Source organism: Nocardia sp. NPDC052316, assembly GCF_044547795.1.
Classification (GTDB): Bacteria; Actinomycetota; Actinomycetes; order Mycobacteriales; family Mycobacteriaceae; genus Nocardia.
Window position 1 is genome coordinate 1,144,960 of record NZ_JBIUBB010000002.1, and the last position, 17,945, is coordinate 1,162,904.

General features: G+C 66.3%; 15 protein-coding genes. 7 read left to right on the top strand and 8 right to left on the bottom strand.

The window, feature by feature from the left end:
- Positions 1 to 55 precede the first annotated feature (55 nt).
- Positions 56 to 1,045, bottom strand: a complete 990-nt coding sequence (locus ACIHA7_RS12035) for an Acg family FMN-binding oxidoreductase (RefSeq protein WP_397288741.1) — start codon at positions 1,043 to 1,045, stop codon at positions 56 to 58.
- A 260-nt stretch (positions 1,046 to 1,305) separates the two neighbouring features.
- On the opposite strand from ACIHA7_RS12035, the gene ACIHA7_RS12040 reads away from it, so the two are divergent.
- A complete protein-coding gene (locus ACIHA7_RS12040) occupies positions 1,306 to 1,953 on the top strand; it encodes a response regulator (protein ID WP_397288418.1) in 648 nt (215 codons plus the stop codon).
- 52 nt (positions 1,954 to 2,005) lie between these two features.
- Positions 2,006 to 3,760 carry a GAF domain-containing sensor histidine kinase gene (locus ACIHA7_RS12045; RefSeq protein ID WP_397288420.1) on the top strand — a complete coding sequence of 585 codons (1,755 nt, stop codon included), beginning with the start codon at positions 2,006 to 2,008 and terminating at the stop codon, positions 3,758 to 3,760.
- A 174-nt stretch (positions 3,761 to 3,934) separates the two neighbouring features.
- Here the strand turns inward: ACIHA7_RS12045 and ACIHA7_RS12050 are convergent, their stop codons facing one another.
- Positions 3,935 to 6,019, bottom strand: a complete 2,085-nt coding sequence (locus ACIHA7_RS12050; RefSeq protein WP_397288422.1) for an acyltransferase family protein — start codon at positions 6,017 to 6,019, stop codon at positions 3,935 to 3,937.
- A gap of 645 nt (positions 6,020 to 6,664) precedes the next feature.
- A complete protein-coding gene (locus ACIHA7_RS12055) occupies positions 6,665 to 8,782 on the bottom strand; it encodes a HelD family protein (protein WP_397288743.1) in 2,118 nt (705 codons plus the stop codon).
- A gap of 103 nt (positions 8,783 to 8,885) precedes the next feature.
- Here ACIHA7_RS12055 and ACIHA7_RS12060 point away from each other — a divergent pair, with 103 nt between their 5' ends.
- Entirely contained in the window at positions 8,886 to 9,527 is a 642-nt protein-coding gene (locus ACIHA7_RS12060) for a TetR/AcrR family transcriptional regulator (RefSeq protein WP_397288424.1), read from the top strand.
- A 67-nt stretch (positions 9,528 to 9,594) separates the two neighbouring features.
- On the opposite strand, the gene mug is transcribed toward ACIHA7_RS12060, so the two are convergent.
- Positions 9,595 to 10,158: a G/U mismatch-specific DNA glycosylase gene (gene mug, locus ACIHA7_RS12065; RefSeq protein ID WP_397288426.1), complete on the bottom strand. Its 564-nt coding sequence runs from the start codon at positions 10,156 to 10,158 to the stop codon at positions 9,595 to 9,597.
- Positions 10,159 to 10,616: 458 nt separating this feature from the next.
- On the opposite strand from mug, the gene ACIHA7_RS12070 reads away from it, so the two are divergent.
- Positions 10,617 to 11,006 (top strand): hypothetical protein, encoded by a 390-nt coding sequence (locus ACIHA7_RS12070; RefSeq protein WP_397288428.1) that lies wholly within the window; start codon positions 10,617 to 10,619, stop codon positions 11,004 to 11,006.
- A 154-nt stretch (positions 11,007 to 11,160) separates the two neighbouring features.
- Here the strand turns inward: ACIHA7_RS12070 and ACIHA7_RS12075 are convergent, their stop codons facing one another.
- Complete coding sequence (locus ACIHA7_RS12075; protein WP_397288430.1) at positions 11,161 to 11,622, bottom strand: hypothetical protein; 462 nt, start codon at positions 11,620 to 11,622, stop codon at positions 11,161 to 11,163.
- Positions 11,623 to 12,273: 651 nt separating this feature from the next.
- Between ACIHA7_RS12075 and ACIHA7_RS12080 the strand changes: the two genes are divergently transcribed.
- From ACIHA7_RS12080 to ACIHA7_RS12090, 3 genes are all read left to right on the top strand, one after another.
- Positions 12,274 to 13,257: a hypothetical protein gene (locus tag ACIHA7_RS12080; protein ID WP_397288432.1), complete on the top strand. Its 984-nt coding sequence runs from the start codon at positions 12,274 to 12,276 to the stop codon at positions 13,255 to 13,257.
- Between the two features lie 131 nt (positions 13,258 to 13,388).
- A complete protein-coding gene (locus ACIHA7_RS12085; RefSeq protein ID WP_397288434.1) occupies positions 13,389 to 13,631 on the top strand; it encodes a hypothetical protein in 243 nt (80 codons plus the stop codon).
- A gap of 117 nt (positions 13,632 to 13,748) precedes the next feature.
- Entirely contained in the window at positions 13,749 to 15,659 is a 1,911-nt protein-coding gene (locus ACIHA7_RS12090) for an ABC transporter ATP-binding protein (RefSeq protein ID WP_397288436.1), read from the top strand.
- 761 nt (positions 15,660 to 16,420) lie between these two features.
- Here ACIHA7_RS12090 and ACIHA7_RS12095 read toward each other — a convergent pair.
- From ACIHA7_RS12095 to ACIHA7_RS12105, 3 genes are all read right to left on the bottom strand, one after another.
- Positions 16,421 to 16,738, bottom strand: coding sequence for a hypothetical protein (locus ACIHA7_RS12095; protein WP_397288438.1), 318 nt, complete (start codon positions 16,736 to 16,738; stop codon positions 16,421 to 16,423).
- A 17-nt stretch (positions 16,739 to 16,755) separates the two neighbouring features.
- Positions 16,756 to 16,893 (bottom strand): hypothetical protein, encoded by a 138-nt coding sequence (locus tag ACIHA7_RS12100; RefSeq protein ID WP_397288440.1) that lies wholly within the window; start codon positions 16,891 to 16,893, stop codon positions 16,756 to 16,758.
- A 307-nt stretch (positions 16,894 to 17,200) separates the two neighbouring features.
- The gene (locus ACIHA7_RS12105) at positions 17,201 to 17,926 is read right to left on the bottom strand and encodes a TetR/AcrR family transcriptional regulator (protein ID WP_397288442.1); all 726 of its coding nucleotides are present in this window, start codon (positions 17,924 to 17,926) and stop codon (positions 17,201 to 17,203) included.
- Positions 17,927 to 17,945: the final 19 nt, after the last annotated feature.

Consider the following 17,945-nt stretch of genomic DNA (forward strand, 5'->3'; position numbering starts at 1 on the left):
TCCTCTCTGATCGGGCGGCCGAGCTGCCGCCACTCGGTGTTCCACGGGTCGCGGCTCAACGACCAACGGGAGAGCCGAACGGTTCCAGCACGTCCTCGACCGCGCGGCGCGGTGTCACGGGCAGCGGCGCGGCGCCGGTCGGGGCCCAACCGATGCGAATGATGCCCTGGGGGAAGGCATTGTCGTCGAACGCGCCGATGCGGACATCGCGGCGTAGCTCGGGGATTTCGAGCGGTTCGGTGAGAACGCAGGTGGCCAGGCCCACATTGGTGGCGGTCAGCAGGACCGCGCTCAGCGCCTCGCCGGCCCGCAGCCGGGACAACCGATCGTCGCCGGCGGTGCCGAGGACCAACAGCTGCGCGGAATCGGGCTCGTGTGCCGTGTCGATCAGTTGCGGGGCGATGAATGTCCGGGCGGGTAGCTCGTCATCGGCTCGTGGGGTGGGGGTATTTCGGGCGGGCACACCGTCCGCGGAGCTGTGCCTGCCGCTCCAACTCGCCAATTCGAAGCGGTATTCCGCGTCCATGGCATGCCGGAACGCGGCGGCGCGAGTCGCCTCGATCAACCGTTCCCGCGACCGATCGGAGACCCGGCACACGAGCGCACCCAGCGCCGCGGCCCGCTCGGCGGCCAGGCCGAGGTAGCCCGGTGGGACCTCCCACGAGGTGAAGGGCCTGCGGTCGGTGTGCCGATGCGAGATGGCCGCGCTCAGCGCGACCTCCATCGGAGTTGGCCGATGCCGCAACAGTTCCACCGAGGCCAGATGGTTCGGGTCCGCCGGATTCGGCAGCCGATGCACCACCGCCGACCAGCCGAGCGCGGCCAGGGCGATGCGCAGATGATGCAGTGCGGCACCGCAACTCAGCACCAGGTCGCGCTGGTCGGGGTCGGCCGAGGGGAGCGCGCGCTCGGGATCGAGGTAGAGGTGGATGGAGCGGTCGCCGATGCGCCACCGCCACGGTTGGATGTTGTGCACCGACGGCGCCCGCACCGCGAGCGCCAGCGCTGTCTTGACGGTGTTGTCGTCGGGCAGTCCGCGGTCCATGATGTCGTGCCTTCCTTTCGTCTCGATCCACCGTCCCATCGGGTGTCCGACCCGGGTAAGAGCCGGATGGCCTCTGTCAACGGGACTTCGGGGCACCTGGACAGGCCCCGGATCGACCGTCGAGGTCGGACCGGAAGACCCTGCGGATCGAGGACCCGCGGCCGTGGAAAGCAAGGGACTTAAGTCCTCGAAACAGGGTCCAACTCCGTCGGGTCGCGCCGAGTAACTCCGTAGGCTGAGGAGGTCAAGGAGGTGTCCCCATGGTCACAGTGTTCCTGGTCGACGACCACGAGATCGTCCGCCGCGGTATCGGCGACCTCATCGGTCTCGAACCCGACCTCGAGGTAGTCGGTGAGGCAGGCAGCTACGCACAAGCCCTCGCCCGCATCCCCGCGCTACGTCCCGACGTAGCAGTTCTCGACGTGCGACTACCCGACGGGAACGGCATCGAGCTGTGCCGCGAACTTCTCACCACCAACACCGGCCTGCGCTGCCTGATCCTCACCTCCTTCACCGACGAGCAGGCCATGCTCAACGCCATCCTCGCCGGAGCGAGCGGCTACGTCGTCAAAGACATCAAGAGCCTCGAACTGATCGACGCCATCCGCGAGGTCGGCGCGGGCAAATCCCTGCTCGACAACCGTGCCGCCGCCGCACTCATGGCCAAACTTCGCGCCGAAGCCGAGACCAAAACCGGCCCACTGGCCAGCCTGACCGACCAGGAACGCGTACTGCTCGGCCTCCTCGGCGAAGGCCTCACCAACCGCCAAATCGCAAGCCGGATGTTCCTGGCCGAGAAGACCGTCAAGAACTACGTCTCCCGACTACTGACCAAACTCGGCGTCGAACGACGCACCCAGGCCGCCGTCATGGCTTCGAAGCTCGCCCAGCCGAAGACCGCAGAGTAGGTCGACCAGCCCTACCGCGCGAGCGGCAACCGCAGGGATCGGCCATGGAAGAATGCCGCGTATGGATCGAGAGGCGACCGGTGGGCCGTCGAGCGGACGAACACCGGTGACCGAAACGTTGTCGCAGCTGCGGCTACGGGAGTTACTCGGCGAAGTCCAGGACCGTATCGCCCAGATCGTCGACGTCCGCGACCGGATGGATCGCTTGATGGAGGCGATGTTGGTGGTCACGGCGGGGCTGGATCTGGACAATACGTTGCGCACGATCGTGCACACCGCCATCGAACTGGTCGACGCGGGCTACGGCGCACTCGGCGTCCGCGAAACCGACAAGGCGAGCCTGCAACTGGCCGAGTTCGTCTACGAAGGCATCGACGACCGCACCCGCGTGATGATCGGCGACCTCCCGCGCGGGCACGGGGTGCTCGGCTTACTGATCCAACAACCCAAGCCGATCCGGCTCACCAATCTGTCCGATCACCCGTCCTCGGTCGGGTTTCCCCCGCACCATCCGCCGATGAGCACCTTCCTCGGCGTTCCGGTCAAGGTCCGCGACGAGGTGTTCGGCAATCTCTATCTGACCGAGAAGGCGGGTGGACTGGAGTTCACCGAGGACGACGAGGTGGTGGTGCAGGCGCTGGCCGCGGCGGCGGGCATCGCCATCGAGAATGCCAGGCTCTACGAGCAGTCCCGGGTGCGGCAGCAGTGGCTGGAAGCGACCCGTGACGTCGCGACCGAACTGCTGGCCGGCGGTGAGCCCAACGAGGTACTCGAACTCGTCGCCGACCGCGCCTTGGCACTGTCGGAGTCGGCCTGCATCTTCCTCGCCCTGCCCGAAGACCCCGACATCCCATCCGACGAGCTGACCGAGCTGGTGGTGGTCACGGCGAAGGGGCTGGGTGGCCGTGAACTCCCAGGGCAGCGAATCCCCCTCGGGGACACCCAGTTCGGCGAGGCATACCAGCATCGCCGCGCGGTCGCGATCGACAAGCTGGCGCACAGCGAACTGTTCGACTCCGACGCCGAATTCGGTCCTGCGCTGATTCTTCCGTTGCGGGCCGGTCAGTCCGTCATCGGCATTCTGACCACCTTGCGTCCTGCGGGCATGCTCCCGCTGGACGCCGCGGCGCAGTCGATGATGGCCGCGATCGCCGACCAAGCCGCGCTGGCCCTGCAGCTGGCCGACACCCAACGGCGGATGCGCGAACTCGACGTGCTCTCCGACCGGGACCGGATCGCTCGCGGCCTGCACGATCACGTCATCCAGCGGCTGTTCGCGGTGGGACTCTCGCTGCAGGGCACCGTGCAGCGTGCGCGTGCGCCGGAGGTCAAGTCGCGCCTCACCGAGACCATCGACGACATCCAATCGATCGTCCAAGACATCCGCCACTCCATCTTCGACCTGCAGAGCAACACCACCGCCGACTCCTCGAAGTACCGGAAACACTTGCACGGCATCATCGTCGACATGACCGCCGACACCGGCCTGCGCACCACGGTGCGCCTCGCCGGGCCGGTGACGGTGCTCGCACCGCCATTGTCCGACGATGTCGAAGCTGTGCTCCGCGAAGCGGTCAGCAACGTGGTGCGCCACGCGTCCGCGACCACGGTGTCGGTCGAGCTCAAGGTCCGCGACGACGTCACCATCGAGGTCGTCGACGACGGAACCGGCGTACCAGAGGACATCACCCGGCGCAGCGGGCTGGCCAACCTCGCCACCCGCGCCGAACAGGCCGGTGGCAGCTTCAGTGTCGAGAACCGACCTGACGGCGGTGCCGTCCTGCGTTGGTCGGCACCGCTACCGTGAGGCCGCCGGGTTCGGACGGACTGTAGCCCCGCCGAGGTCGCCAGCAGCGCTTGCGGATCGATCAATCCGACCGGTCGGCGACGATGCATCGAATACTCCGTTGCACGGGGCAACACACTCCTGTCGGTGCCCGCTTCGCGCGTGACGGACCGCTGTTCGGCTCGCCCATCGAGCTCACCACCATTGGGTGATGTAGCCGATCAGGCGGGCGAGTTCGGGTGCCAGGGAACGGGCGTAGCTGGCGGTGAGGTGGTGCTCGTCGCGGTAGATCAACACGTTGCCCTCGACGGCCAGGCAGCGGTCGGGGCGGCAGATGGCGTCGGACAGGTCCAGCGGAAAGACGTTGGGATACCGCGAGGCCGGCAGATCGGCGGGGTTGTCCGGGGCGAGGGCGGCCGCCCGGTCCATCCCGCAACTGAAGGGCGTCCCCCGGTCCGCAAGGCAGTCCACGGCCCGGTAGTGCACCTCGCCGCGACGCAGCCAGGGCACATCGCGGATCGCGAGGACGTTGAGTCCGCGGTCGGCCAAAGCGGTCCAGATATCGATGAATTCCAGTGGCACGTGGTCGCCGTCGTCCCAGCGTGGCCGCGTGCCGACGGTGAAGACCCACTCCGGGCGGTGTTCGGCGAGCAGATCCAGCACCTCGATGGACCATTCGCGGCATTCGGGGAATGGCGCAAGGGAGTAGGAGGGCTGGTCGGCCAAGGTGAGCGGACAGCTTTCCTTCAGATAGGTCACGATGCGGAACTCGTGCTCGCGCGCGAGGATTTCCAAGGGCGGCAACCAGTGTTCGGAGTGTGAACCGCCGACCACGGCGATGGTGCGGGCGGCAGCAACATCACCATAGGTGCAGACCCGGACTTCCCGGTTCGGGGTGATGCAGCCGTCGAAGGTCGGGGCAGGCGCGTCGCGCGGGCCTTCGAAGACGGTCGGCCGCATCGGCTCCGGCGCGACGGCTGCTTCCTCGAAAAGCGCTGCCGCGCCGGGATATCGGTTGATGGCCAGCTCGGCCGCCGGGCGAGCGGGGTTCGCCATGCCCACCGCTTGCCAACCCAGCGCGGCCGCCAGCACGACGATGCCGAGTACCGTTACCAGCGCCCCCACCCAGCGCTGGTAAAGCGCGGCAGAACCGGTCCGGATAACGTTCGGGCGCAATCGAAGCGGTGTCTCGATCAGCCGCTGCGTCGCGACCGCGAGGGCGAGCGAGACGGCGATGACGAGAACTCCGCCGTCGATGCCGGGACTGCTCTCGCCGTATTCGGCCAGGTAGAAAATCAGCACCGGCCAATGCCACAGATACAGCGAGTAGGCCAATGCGCCTAGTTGCACGAGCAACGGTGTCGCCAGCAGACGGTTGGTCCACGGGTGCGCCGCGGTTCCGGTGTTCATGCCGGACACGATCAGCGCGGCCGCGCCGAGAACCGGATACAGCGCGGCGGGGCCGGGGAATTCGACGCCACCATCGATGAGCAGCCCGCAGGAGATCACCATGGCCAGACCGAGAACCGCGAGTATCGCGCGCACCGATTGGGGAATCGAAATCCATGGCGCGGCAACGGCCAATGCCGCGCCGACGAGCAATTCCCAGGCACGGGCGCCGCTGTCGTAGTACGTCCACGCCTGATGCTGCGCCGAACCGGCGGCCGCGTACCAGAACGATGCCACACCGAACCCGGCCAGCCAGGCGAGCAAACGCCCACGGAACCGTAGCGTCCACGACCAGATCCCGACGATCAGCAGCATCAGCAGGTAGAACTGTCCCTGCACCGCCATCGACCACACATGTTGCAGCGGGCTGACCGACGGATCCGGCGCGAGGTAGTCCAGTTCGGCCCCTGCCAAATACCAGTTCTGGTAATACAACGCCGAGGCGAGCGTTTGAGCCGAGACGTCGGCCCAGCGCGTGTACGGCTGGGCGATCACCGTGGCGGCCAGCACCGCGGCGAGGACGAGACACAGCGCGGGCAACAGCCTGCGTAAGGTCCGGCGCACGGTGTATCCGAGGCCGATCGCATCCGTGGTCTCGATGCGGCGCAACAACATTGCGGTGAAGAAGAACCCCGACAGGACCAGAAACACGTCCACCCCGCCGGAGACCCGGCCCATCCACACGTGGAACACCACGACCAGCGCTATCGCCAGACCACGCAGACCGTCGAGGTCGTGCCGATACCCGGTGCCGACCGCCACGGACCGGTCCCCCGCACCACCGGATTCGGTCGACCTCAGGCGCGTAGCGCCGTGGACCCAAGTCAACATGCGCCACCACCTCTTACACCGTGCACCGGCTTCGCCGCCGACCTCAGCGTGAGCACCGTCCGACTCCCACCATCGCTATGACCGACCCGCCGACCGGGCCGGGTTGCCGGCCAGACCTCCCGGCACTCCGCCCGCAAACCATGCCGCAGCGGGCACCGTCGAATCAAACCGGCAGCAACACCCGGTGCCGAATGCTGCGGATCGGTTGCCTTGGCGCCGAGGATGTTCAGGATTCTCGATACCTGACGGAGATTCCATCGCAGCCCTCGTGTTCGATGATGACGCGATAAACCTGATTACGGAACCGCAGCACCACGGTGGTCGCCAGCGCGACGGCACTGCAGCCGACCGATCTGAAACATCACCTATCTGGCCAGGCGAGCCGCCGCGCCGGTAACGAGCCGCGTTCCCGCGCCGAACGGATGCGGGCCCTGCACGCCCAACCGGTTTCCGCCACATCGACCGCCGCGATCACCATCCAGTCGTCACCGACGTCGCTACTGCTCCCCGCGCTCACGACGTGGTACGGGCTTACCCGCAGGGAACGCTCGATCACCGAACACGCTGCCCAAGGGCTGTCGTCCACCCGGATCGCCTTGCCCCGCGCCGCAGGTCAATTTCGCGGCGCGACAACAGTTCCGAGAGTCACATGCTCATCGCGGGTTCCCGCATCAGCGGTTCCGGCAGGTCCTCGGCGTGAATGATGCGCAGGTTACTGACGGCTCGGGTGAGGGCCACGTAAAGCCGTTGCAGGCCACGTTCTTCCGATTCGGCGATGCGGGACGGTTCGACGACTACGACGGTGTCGAACTCCAGGCCTTTGGCCAGGGTGACCGGAACCAGGCCGAGGCGCACCGAGTCGATGCTCGTTTCGTCGGTGCCCAGAACTGCGTGCGGTAGATCTTTTTCGGCAAGGCCGCGATGTAGCTCCGGGATATCGCGGTCGACGGCGATCAGTCCGATCGATCCTGCCGCGGTCAGTGCGCCGGCGCATGCCGCGAGGACAGCCTCGGTCAGATTCTCTGCCGTGACCCTGGTGATCTGAAGCGCGTCGGCCGACTGCCGATAGGAGGCCGGGCCGCGCAGTTCCGGGGCAATATGCGGGAGTAAGCGGGCGGCGTAGTCGATGACCTGGGCCGGGACTCGGTAACCGCGGGTCAGTTCCTCGACCTGTCCGTCTGGTCGGCCGAGGTGGGTGAGCACGGTGGTCCAGTCTTCGGCGGCGGCGGGGCTGGTGGCCTGGGCCAGATCACCGAGCACGGTGCAGGCACCGGCGACGCGACGGCCGATCGCCCGGATCTGCATCGGACTGAGATCCTGGGCTTCGTCGACCACGATATGGCCGAGCTTCGCCGGGCGCTCGATGAGGGCCGAAGCCTCATCGATCAGCGCCAGATCAGCACTGCTCCAGCGCATCCCCTTGAGGCCGCGTGGGCGCGGTGTGCAGAGGATGGCAGCCTGCTCCTCGGCGGACAGGATGCCGTCGGCCGCACGCGCTAGTAGGTCCGGATCGGTGAGGAGCTCGAAAACCACACGTCGAGAATCGGTCTCGGGCCACATCTGCTGGACGGCCCGCACGATGCCCCTGTTCCGGCGGAGTTGCCCCGGCGTGCTCGTCGCGACAGTTTCGCCGCGCCGCTCCATCTGGCGCACCACGAGCAGGGCCAGGCGCTGGGCGAGCAACTCGATACCGCTGCGGTAGTCGGTGCCGCGGTCGCGGACCTCGTCGAGTTCGTCGGCGATCTGGTCGGGATACAGGTGCCAGGTGCGTTGCAGATACTTGACCTGCACCACCTCTTCGATCGGCCGGATTCGTGAAAACAGGTGCCGCCGAACGACTTCGGCCATCCGTGCACCGCCCTTGATCCGCTCCGCCTGCGCTTCCTCGGCCCGTGCGACGGTGACATCCGCGTCGATGAGCTCGTCGATCGTGGTCTGCAAGACCTCGACCTCGCCGAGGGCAGGTAGCACGTTACGGACATAGGCAAGAAAGGAACGGTTCGGCCCGATGACAGCGACTCCACCCTCCCGCTGCAATCTTTCCCGTTCGGTGAACAACAGATAAGCCAGCCGATGCAGCCCTACCGCGGTTTTCCCGGTACCGGGCGCACCCTGCACACACAGCGTGCGCTGCATCGGCGAACGCACCAGACCCATCTGCTCGGGCTGGATCGTGGCCACGATGTCGCGCATCGGCCCCTTGCGCGGCCGTTCGATCTCCGCGGCCAACAAATCATTACCCGCGCCCCGCGCTGACCGAGAGTCCAGCGATTCATCCTCGAAGGCGGTCAGCACACCGTTGTGGTCGAAACCGAAGCGGCGGCGCACCCGGACCTTCATGGGCTCCTGGTGGCCGGCTTCATAGAACGCGCGGGCAAGTGGGGCCCGCCAGTCGACGATCATGAGCTCGCCGGCCTCGTCGCTGACACCGCGACGACCGATATAGACACGATCACTGTCCGGTGCGGCCGAAGGTGAACCGAGATCGCGGATTTCGTCGTAGACATCGCCCAGCGGGAAGTCCAGCCGACCGAAGAACAACGGCACATCGTCGAGGCCGGACAGCTCCTCGATCTGCTTCTTGTGGAACTGTCGCGCCGCGTAGTTCTGCATTTTGTCGAAGACATCCCCCTCGCCCTTGCCGACGGCAAGTGCGGTGACGGACTCCTCGCGCATGCGAGCAAGCGCCGCGCGGCAGGCGCCCAGATAGTCGCGTTCGACGCGGATCTCGGGCTCGACTCGGTCGTTCTCGGCATGGTGCATGGTCACGGCAACTCCCCCACCTCGAAACGGATTTAGCTTAACTCGGTAAAGTATATAACTGAGGAAATTTGTAGACCAAATCAGACTTGGCTAGTCTGGAGCGATGGAGGCACCCGGGCTGCGTGAACGCAAGAAGCGCCGCACGCGCGAAGCGATTGCGGAGGCCGCCTTCGCCCTATTCCGGGAATCGGGGTTCGACGGCGTTTCGGTCGCCGACATCGCCGCCGCCGCCGAGGTGTCCAAACCCACCCTGTTCGCCTACTTCCCCACCAAGGAAGATCTCGTCCTGCGCCGGTTCGTCGACGGCGGCAGGGGATCCGCACTCGTCGTCCGGGAGCGCCCGCCCGGCACCGCTGCCCTCGACGCCCTGCGCAGGCACTTTCTCGACCTACTCGCCGAGCGCAATCCCCTCACCGGGCTCAACGACGGCGCCGAAGCCATGACGTTCCACCACCTGCTGTACTCGACGCCCGCCCTGATGGCTCATTTGGCGGGCTACATGGTCGACCAGGAACGCGATCTCGCCGACGCGTTGCTCGCGTCGGGCGAACCGAGCGACGAATTCACCGCGCATCTTGTTGCGGCACAAGTCTTCAGCGCACAGCGAATCCTTACCTACCACAACGCCCAGGAGATTCGCGGCGGCCGCAGCGCCGACGACGTCTACCCCGCGGCGGTCGCCCGCACCGAAACCGCCTTCGAACTCCTACGGAGCGGTTCGGCGACGAGTTCTCGAAAATCCTGAGCCGCGCGACGGTTGTGGATCGCTACTTCACGATCGGTGCGATGTCCAACGCTGACGGGGAAGCAGGTCAACCGGCGTCGACCGCCTCGCGTAGCGCGCGGAACTCCGCGGCGAGAGCGTCGAGGGTGTAGTGGGCGTTGAGCCCGCTGGGGTTGGGCAGCACCCATATCGCGGTATCACCGATCCGCTCGGGTTGCGGCCCGACTGTGGTGCGCGGGCGACCGAAGGCTGTGCGGTAAGCGCCGATACCGAGCACGGCCAGCACCCGGGGCTGATACTGTTCGACCCGATCGACCAGGGCGAGGCCACCGGCGCGCAGTTCCTCAGCGGTCAGTTGCTCGGCTTTGGCGGTCGTGCGTGCGGCCACATTCGTGATCCCCAAACCCAGCCCCAGCAGTTCCTCCCGTTCGTCGGGCCGCAGCAGACGCGGCGTGAAGCCGGACCGATGCAGGGCAGGCCAGAACCGATTCCCCGGACGAGCGAAGTGATATCCGGTGGCCCCCGACCACAGCCCCGGATTGATTCCGCAGAACAGCACACGCAAGCCGGGCCCGATCACATCGGGAACAGTCTTGTCCAGCGCCGCGGCCAGGTCCGCGGGCGACGGTCGAGCTGACGATCCAGAACCCATTCCCCCACCCTCACACACCCTCCGCCGCCGAGTTTCGGCCCCCTCGGCAAGCCGATTGACGGTTGTCGCGACCCGATGCCTTACCCACACGCTCGCGTCTGCGAGGACCGCGTCCTGAACTGCCGGGTAAGACTGGCCATGGCCGGTGTCAACACTCGCGCGCGGGCCACCCTTGATGAATTTCCCGCTGCCCTCGAGCGCGTTTACCTGATGGTGGTGGGTGACGCCCAGAGTGGTGGCGCCTGCGACGGCACCCACGCGGTATCAGCACCGACCCTCGTGTGCCCGATCTTCTGCTCGAGCATGTCGTGCAACAGACGCCGGTATCACTTACCCCGACTCGTGTGCGAAATCGGTGATTACCCCGATGCGGACGCCGCCCTGGTGGCCTAGAGTCTCCTCGCGGGGCCCGAAACATCAACGGGCCGATACTTTTCGAACAGTCCGGGGGGGTCGAGGTGACAGGTAATCGTCGGTGGGCGACGACCGCTGCCGCGCTGTACACCGCGTGGGGTGTGCTGCACATGGGGCTCGGCGTCTCCATGGTGATCGGCGACCTCGCCGACGGCGCGCCCGACACCGAGTCGGCGGCCGAAAGCCTGCTCTACTTCCTTTGCGTGACCACGCTGGGGGCGCAGGCCATCTTCGTCGCGGTGACCATGAACAGGGTCAACAGTCGCCTGGGTTTCTGGCTCAACGCCGTCGTGCTCGGCGTGGTCGATCTGGCCTTCCTCGTGCTGCTCGCAGCGCCTGGTTACGTCGATCTGATCGGCGCGATCGTGGGACCGGTCGTCTGGCTGCTGGCCACCGTGTGCGCGGCCGTCGCATTGCGACACCCGTCCACCTGATATCCGCGCAGCCCTGCACGGATACGACGAAACGTGCATCAGCACCGAGCAATTCGAACGCCGAGTCGTCCGCCGCCGACGTGTTCTGCTCCAGTCCGAGATAGTGCGTGGTGGCGGCGTCCCCGACACATATGCCGGGGACGCCGCCGCATACTCAGCCGAGGGTGAACGTCGCGCGGCCCGCGATGTGCTCCAGATCCACATTCTGCGGATAGACCTGGGAGTACGTGTCGATCCACGCCTCCACCCTGCCGGCGCCCGGCCCCATGCCCATGCCGGTGATCACATTGTCCGGCAGGCCGACCACCGACTCGCCTTCGACACGCTGCGACTGTCCGCTGGTCCGGCCGGTGTCGAGGTTGCGCCAACGCACGGTGACGAAGTAGGCCCCGCAGAACTCCCCGGTCTGCGTGATCTTCACCCGAACACCGAACACACCGGACTGCGGCTGCGGCACCGTCTCGGCATTGATGATCGCCGCACAATTGGGCCCAGGCACCCGCGTGAGAGTCGAGGTGAACTGCGCAACCGGATCGTCGGGGTTGGCACCGGCCGACCCGGCGAACCCACTCGCCGCGGCCACCATCGCCGTCGCGACAACACCTGTACGGAACATGAACCGTTGTAGGAAAACGTTTTTCAGTCTCATACTCCCTCTGTCGCCCGGCACGGCGGCGGCGTTATCGCTGCCCCGAGCCCTCAAACTCGGGGGCTGGACAATGCCCGCCACTCGGTGGCGAACGGGACGAAGCGTTCGCTTCCTCGAAGGTTCGGTGAATCCGATCGGTCGCGCCGGACCAGGCGAACTCCGCGGGCGGCGGCCGCCGAGGATGCGGATTACCGCGGCACACAACCGACTACGGCACCGCAGAGCAGCTTGCCGTGGTGGACCAGGGGGTCCGAACCGATGAGCCGACTTGGGAGCTACTGAAAGTGGCCTGCGATCGCGCGCCGTCCCAGGTCGAGCAGCGTGCCGGGCTGAGCAGCGTGCCGGGCTGAGTCGAGTCTGCAATGAGTCCCCATCACCCGATTAATGATTCGTTCGTGTTGTGCCGGAATGCGCTGTGCTGCGTGCCATTCGACGTGCGCCCGCCGGAACTGACGAAAGTCACTGCGCCGGAGTAACTGTGGACTACACACACAGCAACGGCGAACCGCAGCAAGAAGAATGATCATCTTGGCATTCAGCAGAATTGGCGGTCACGAATACCCGACAATGGGGAACACCGGAGTTTCGTTACCGGTCAGTGGCCGACAGGAGAGCCCGATGACTCAGCTCGAATCCCCTTCCACCGCACCTGATTCCCCCGAACCCGACAAGCCCGTGGCAACCAGCGTGTTCGTCAATGGATACCTGCCGCGGCGGCGCGGGTTGGTCCTTCTGCTCGGTGTGCTCGCCGGGTTCCTGCTGACCGTGGTGTGGTCGGCGCCGTTCGTGGACACCACGATCGGCGGCACGGTGGCCGACGGGCTGCTCGGCCACGACGCCAAGGAGACCGCGATCACCGGCATCGGCGCGGGCATCGTCTTCGCGTTCGTCTCCGGCCTGGCGGGCACGTTCACCGCGTGCAATATCGCCGTCTTCGGCGCGGTGGCGCCGCTGGCGGGCAGCGCGGGCGGCTGGTGGAACCGGGTGCAGGCGGTGCTCCGGCCGCTGCTGTGGATGGCGGTCGGCATGGTCGTCGTGTCCGCCGCCTACGGCGTCGTGGTCGGCATCTTCGGGACCGACATGCCGCAATTCGACACCGCGCCGAGCCGGGCCGGGCAGATCTCGCCACGCCTGATCCAGTCCATGGTGGTGTTCGGCGTGATCGGGGTGATCATGACCTACCTCGGACTCGCCGTGCTCGGTCTGGTGCGCGACCCGTTCGCCCGCATTGCCGCCCGCTTCCCGAACGCACCGTTGGTCGTTTTCGGCGGCCTGATCGGCGCCTTCCTCATCGGACGCCCGTTCCCGTTGTTCCGCAAGCTGTTTCGCGACGCCGCCGAAGAGGGCAACATCCTTTACGCCGCGAGCGCCTTCGTCCTGCAGTCCATCGGCAACATCGTCATCCTCGCCGCCCTACTGATCCTGACCGTCCTCGTCGGCGGGCGCCTGCAACGCTGGTTCCAACCCGACCCACGCCGCGTCAGCATCCTCAGCGCCACCGCCCTACTCACCGTCGGCGTCTTCACCTTCCTCTACTGGGATGTGCGCCTGCTCGCCATGCGCGACATCATCCCGTGGTACCCGGTGGCACCCTGGGTGTAGTTCGCGACCGCAAAGCCCTTACTTGCTGTGGCACAACGATTCTCAGCCCGGAGATTCGGGGTTACCGCCACCGACCATCGTCGCTTTACATTTCTGCCAGCCTTCGGAGGTTCCGAGGCCGAAAGGAACAGATGCGACACACCATCCGAACAGCTTTGCGCGTCGGCACCGGCACAGCGGTGGCCGCCGTGGCCATAGCGGCCGGGCCGGGCTCCGCCGCCGCCCAAATCCCGCTGGAAGCGCCCGGTGCGGCCGAGCCCGGGCCCGTTGCGGGGCCCCAATACTGCCTCGACACCGACCCCAGAAACTTCGGCATCAACATCGCGGCCTGTTTGGCGAGTATCTCGGCATCGCTTTCCAGTTCCAAGGGTTAGTACGCGAGGAATCTCTGGCCACCTGCCTGCAAGGTCGCCTGCGACCGAGAGCGCCTGGACGAGGGTGCTGCCGGAAAACAGTTCGACATAGCCCTTTTCGACGTCGATGATTCCGCTATGCCCGACGGACCGAGTTCACCATTGGTTTCCGACGATTCAGCCGAGGCACTCGACAAGACCGCCGACCCGTGGGCGGCATACGATGAGACGGTTGCCGCGACCGGCTTCTGGACAATGGCCCGCCAGTTACCGGCCACCTTCGGCCGGGTCCTTCGGGAGTGCTGGCAGGTAAGCCGGCGCGACACCGCCATGTTGGTGCTGTGCACACTCATCGCCGAGATCGGTACGGCGGTCGGATTGTTGGCGACGACATCGATACTCGATCATCTCTTGACGGGCGGCCCGACGCCGGATCGGATCCGCGCGGCGGCACCCGCGCTGCTCCTGGTGACGGCGATGCTGGTCGGTCGTGGCGTCATGCGAGAGGTCGCGAACTGGACCAGATCGCGACTCACCCCGCAGCTGCGCCGTAGCCTGCAGACCCGATTACTGAGGCTGACAACCAGTGTCGAGCTGGTGGCCTTCGACGACGACACCTTCCAGAACACGCTGCACCGAATCCGCCTGCGCGCGCCTCACGCGGTGGAGGCCCTGCTCGACGGTGTCCTTCGGCTGCTGTCCGCCGCCATCGGCCTGGCCATGATCGCCGGCGTCCTGGGCGTCCTGCATCCGGTACTGGTGCCGTTGTTGCTGCTCGCTCTCGTCCCGACCTGGTGGGCGGCGGTACGGTCGGCACGAATGAGCTATGAGGTCTACGCGGCGACCAGCGGCGCCGAGCGCAGAATGGAGACCCTCACCGACCTCATGGCCGACCGAGTGCCCGCCGCCGAGATCCGCGCCTACACCATGCGCTCCTTCCTGCTCGGCGAGTTCGATCGGCTGTCCGCCCTGGTCCAGCGACGCGCCTTGCGCCTGGAGCGCAGGCAAGCCGAGACCCGCGCCATCGGCGGGGCGCTCGCGAGCCTCGGTGTCGGACTGGTCTATGCGGCACTCGGGCTGCTGTTGTTCACCGCCGCAATGCCGTTGGCCGTGGCGGGAACCGCGGTCGTCGCCATCCGCACCGCCATGAACTCCCTGCGGGAACTCGTGGACAGCATGAACTGGAGTTATGAGAACGCGCTGTTCTTCCGGGACTACCTCGAATTCCGCGACCATGCCGCACAGCGACAGGAACGCAGCGGCGGCACGACCGCACCCGCGGACGTGGACAGAATCGCCGCACGCGATGTCACATTCACTTATCCGAGTGCGGACCGGCCCGCGTTGAACGGTCTCAGCATCGACATCGAACCCGGGGAGATCATCGCCATTGTCGGCGAGAACGGCTCCGGGAAAACGACTCTCGCCAAAATACTCAGCGGCCTCTACCAGCCCGACAGCGGATCGGTCACCTACGGCGGTGTGCCATTGCGCGAGATCGATCTGGCGTCGCTGCGCGACCGGATCGCCGTGGTGGCCCAGAATTTCACCCACTGGCCGTTCTCGGCACGACAGAACGTCACCATCGGCCGCCACGACCATCCGGAAGCCGACGCCGGATTTGCCGCAGCAACCAGCGCACCCGGCGCCGACGAGGTTTTCGCCGGACTGCCCGAAGGCGCCGATACCCTGCTCGACCCGACCTATCGGGGCGGCGTCGAGCTATCGGGCGGGCAATGGCAGCGCATCGCCGTCGCGCGTGGCCTCTATCGCGATGCCCCGCTGCTGATCTGCGACGAACCGACGGCCGCCCTCGATGCGCGCACCGAGCACGCCATCTTCGAGACGATTCGCAAGCACGCCGCTCAGCGCACCGTCGTTCTGATCACCCACCGCCTGGCCACGGTCCGCTACGCCGACCGAATCTTCGTGCTCGAACAAGGCCGTGTCGTCGAACAGGGCAGCCACGACGAGCTGATGTCCCACGACGGCATCTACCGCGAGTTCTATTCCCTGCAAGCGCAGGCATACCAGGACACCTCCGCCTGAGTTGGCACAGACCCCGCGCCGGCTGTCACCGTCGCGGCGCTACATGGCCACGCGTACGGGCTCGCACACACCAGCGAGGTCGCAGCCTCGCACGCCTCCCTTGTCTCGCAACCGGTCGCCGTCACGACGTTCATCGAGCAAGCCGCTCAATGCGGAGTTTCGCCATGACACACCCTCGAAGATCGGTCAGCACACGCTCGATCAGATCGTCACTGCCAACGAAAGTGGCCGAACACCAGTAGTTTTCGTACACGGACTGTGGCTGCTCGCCCGCAGCCGGGTCCGCTGGGCCGAGCTGTTCTAACGCATCGACCGGGTTCAGCGTCTGCGGCGTCAGCTGTGGCCCTTCTAAGTGAGGGAGTCCCAGCCGCCGGACCAGACCACCAGCACACCCAACCAGCAAGCGGACCCGCAGCCGTCCACCGACGAACCTCTGATCGAGGACGGCAAACCGTCTACCTGGCAGGACTTCATCGACGATTCTCGCAAAGGCAGTTCGCACAACGGTCCTCCCGCAGATCTCGGTCCTGCCACGACCGGCACGGGCTCGACCGCGGAACGAACCAACGAATAGCCGGAACCTACGGAGCCGACCATCGGCGACTCTTCGACCCCGCAGAGACACAATTCGGTGCCGACCGCCCTATGGATGGGTTGAGCTCACATCCACGACGAGCCGGAAGCGATCCGAATACGATGTGGCTGGCGGTCATGGGAGTTCTCGCGGCGGTGGGGTTTTGCGAGACGGCGTCTGCGCCCGATCAGTGTCCCCGCTGGTCGGTGAGGCTCAGTCCCTCTTTGGCTTTGATGCGCCGGTGCTCGAGCAGTAGCCATAGGACCCCGGCGCCGGCCAGTGCTGCTGCCGCGATGCCGCCGATAAGCGCCCAGCCCGCGAATCCATAGCCAGCCGCGGTCAAGCACAGCGCCAGTGCGACGATCCCCAGCGCACAGAGGACGATACCTGGAACGTTGTATCCGTCTTCGATTCCCTCACCCGCATGGCTTCTGGTCGTGCGGGCATGGTCGGGGACCTCGTCGCTCCGAGCGAACGCCGGGAGCGGTTGGTTGGAGACGGTCATCAGAGCTCCTTCCAGGGTCAAATCCTGTCTTCGCCTTCGTTGGCCGAAGGGTTGCCGGTCGATAGGTCTGTGCGGTGCGGTTTGTTCGACCGCTTGCGGTACAGCACGACCGCGGCGACGAGCGCCACAAGCACGACGATCACGAGAATCTCCATACTCGGACCGATACCCAGCACACCGGCAGTTATTCATAGGAATTCTGCGCCGAAGATGCGGCGGTAGCTCCGTGTGGCGTTGTGCGCCTGCCCTGCCAAGACGATCTGCAGGCGCGGCTATCGCTCGAGCCGCCCGCCGATGCGCGTGGTGTCAGTCGGCGAAGCGAGTCGCGCTATCGGCGGCCCACCGTTTTCCTGCCCGCCGTCTGGCACCAACGCCCCCGAAACCATCAGTGCGCAATGTTGCGGCGGCCCTTGCCCCGCCGTCGATCGGACGATATTCAAGGTCAGGCCGCGGAAATGGATGTTATGCCGGGCTGGTCGCCGGTGACACCAGGCCGAGAATCCCGGTGAGGTCGCGCAGGCATTCTTCGAAGACCGGTTCGAGGTCGGAGTACGCGAAGTCGAGCTGGTGCAGGACTTCCATGCACAGCAGGCCGTAGAGCCGAATCCAACAGGACAAGAAGACATGCGCGGCCGCGGGTGGCAGTTGGTCGCCGATGCTTGCCGAGTAGGCGATCAGCTGCTCGTGTAAGGACGCGGGCAGATCCGTCAGCGCGGGGACCGGGAACGGGCGCGTCTGCCAGAGTTCGATCGTCAGATCCAGCAGGACCCGTTCGAATCGTTGCCCGGCCTGGTGACGTTCGGAATCCGGTTTCTGGTTCAGTGGGGTGATGGGGGCGGCAAAGATCCAGCCGAACTCGGCCGGGTGAGCGATCGCCCAGGTGCGCATGGCGCGGCAGACCGTCAGGATGCGTTCGCCGACAGGCGCTTCGGCACGGGTATCGCGGGCTTGTTCCATCGCAGTGGCCAGCTCATCGAAGAAATCCGCTGTCACCGCGCCGACCAGCGCCTCGTGGCCGGCGTAGTAGTGATACAGCGACGGACCGCTCATCCCGACCGCCCGGGCTACCGCGTTGATCGTCACCGCGGCGGCCCCCTGCTCCACCAGTAGTGTGCGCGCTGCCTCGTGGATTTCCTGCAAGGTCGCCTTGCGTAGCCGCTCGCGTCGCCCACCGGTCTTCGTCGTCATCGTCGCCTTTCCGCTGTAC

Coding starts and splice junctions, on each gene's coding strand:
- ACIHA7_RS12045 (WP_397288420.1), top strand. CDS start 2,006: ATGCCGCGTATGGATCGAGAGGCGACCGGTGGGCCGTCGAGCGGACGA.
- ACIHA7_RS12095 (WP_397288438.1), bottom strand. CDS start 16,738: ATGACCGTCTCCAACCAACCGCTCCCGGCGTTCGCTCGGAGCGACGAG.
- ACIHA7_RS12050 (WP_397288422.1), bottom strand. CDS start 6,019: ATGTTGACTTGGGTCCACGGCGCTACGCGCCTGAGGTCGACCGAATCC.
- ACIHA7_RS12080 (WP_397288432.1), top strand. CDS start 12,274: ATGACTCAGCTCGAATCCCCTTCCACCGCACCTGATTCCCCCGAACCC.
- ACIHA7_RS12040 (WP_397288418.1), top strand. CDS start 1,306: ATGGTCACAGTGTTCCTGGTCGACGACCACGAGATCGTCCGCCGCGGT.
- mug (WP_397288426.1), bottom strand. CDS start 10,158: ATGGGTTCTGGATCGTCAGCTCGACCGTCGCCCGCGGACCTGGCCGCG.
- ACIHA7_RS12085 (WP_397288434.1), top strand. CDS start 13,389: ATGCGACACACCATCCGAACAGCTTTGCGCGTCGGCACCGGCACAGCG.
- ACIHA7_RS12055 (WP_397288743.1), bottom strand. CDS start 8,782: ATGCACCATGCCGAGAACGACCGAGTCGAGCCCGAGATCCGCGTCGAA.
- ACIHA7_RS12105 (WP_397288442.1), bottom strand. CDS start 17,926: ATGACGACGAAGACCGGTGGGCGACGCGAGCGGCTACGCAAGGCGACC.
- ACIHA7_RS12035 (WP_397288741.1), bottom strand. CDS start 1,045: ATGGACCGCGGACTGCCCGACGACAACACCGTCAAGACAGCGCTGGCG.
- ACIHA7_RS12100 (WP_397288440.1), bottom strand. CDS start 16,893: ATGGAGATTCTCGTGATCGTCGTGCTTGTGGCGCTCGTCGCCGCGGTC.
- ACIHA7_RS12060 (WP_397288424.1), top strand. CDS start 8,886: ATGGAGGCACCCGGGCTGCGTGAACGCAAGAAGCGCCGCACGCGCGAA.
- ACIHA7_RS12075 (WP_397288430.1), bottom strand. CDS start 11,622: ATGTTCCGTACAGGTGTTGTCGCGACGGCGATGGTGGCCGCGGCGAGT.
- ACIHA7_RS12090 (WP_397288436.1), top strand. CDS start 13,749: ATGCCCGACGGACCGAGTTCACCATTGGTTTCCGACGATTCAGCCGAG.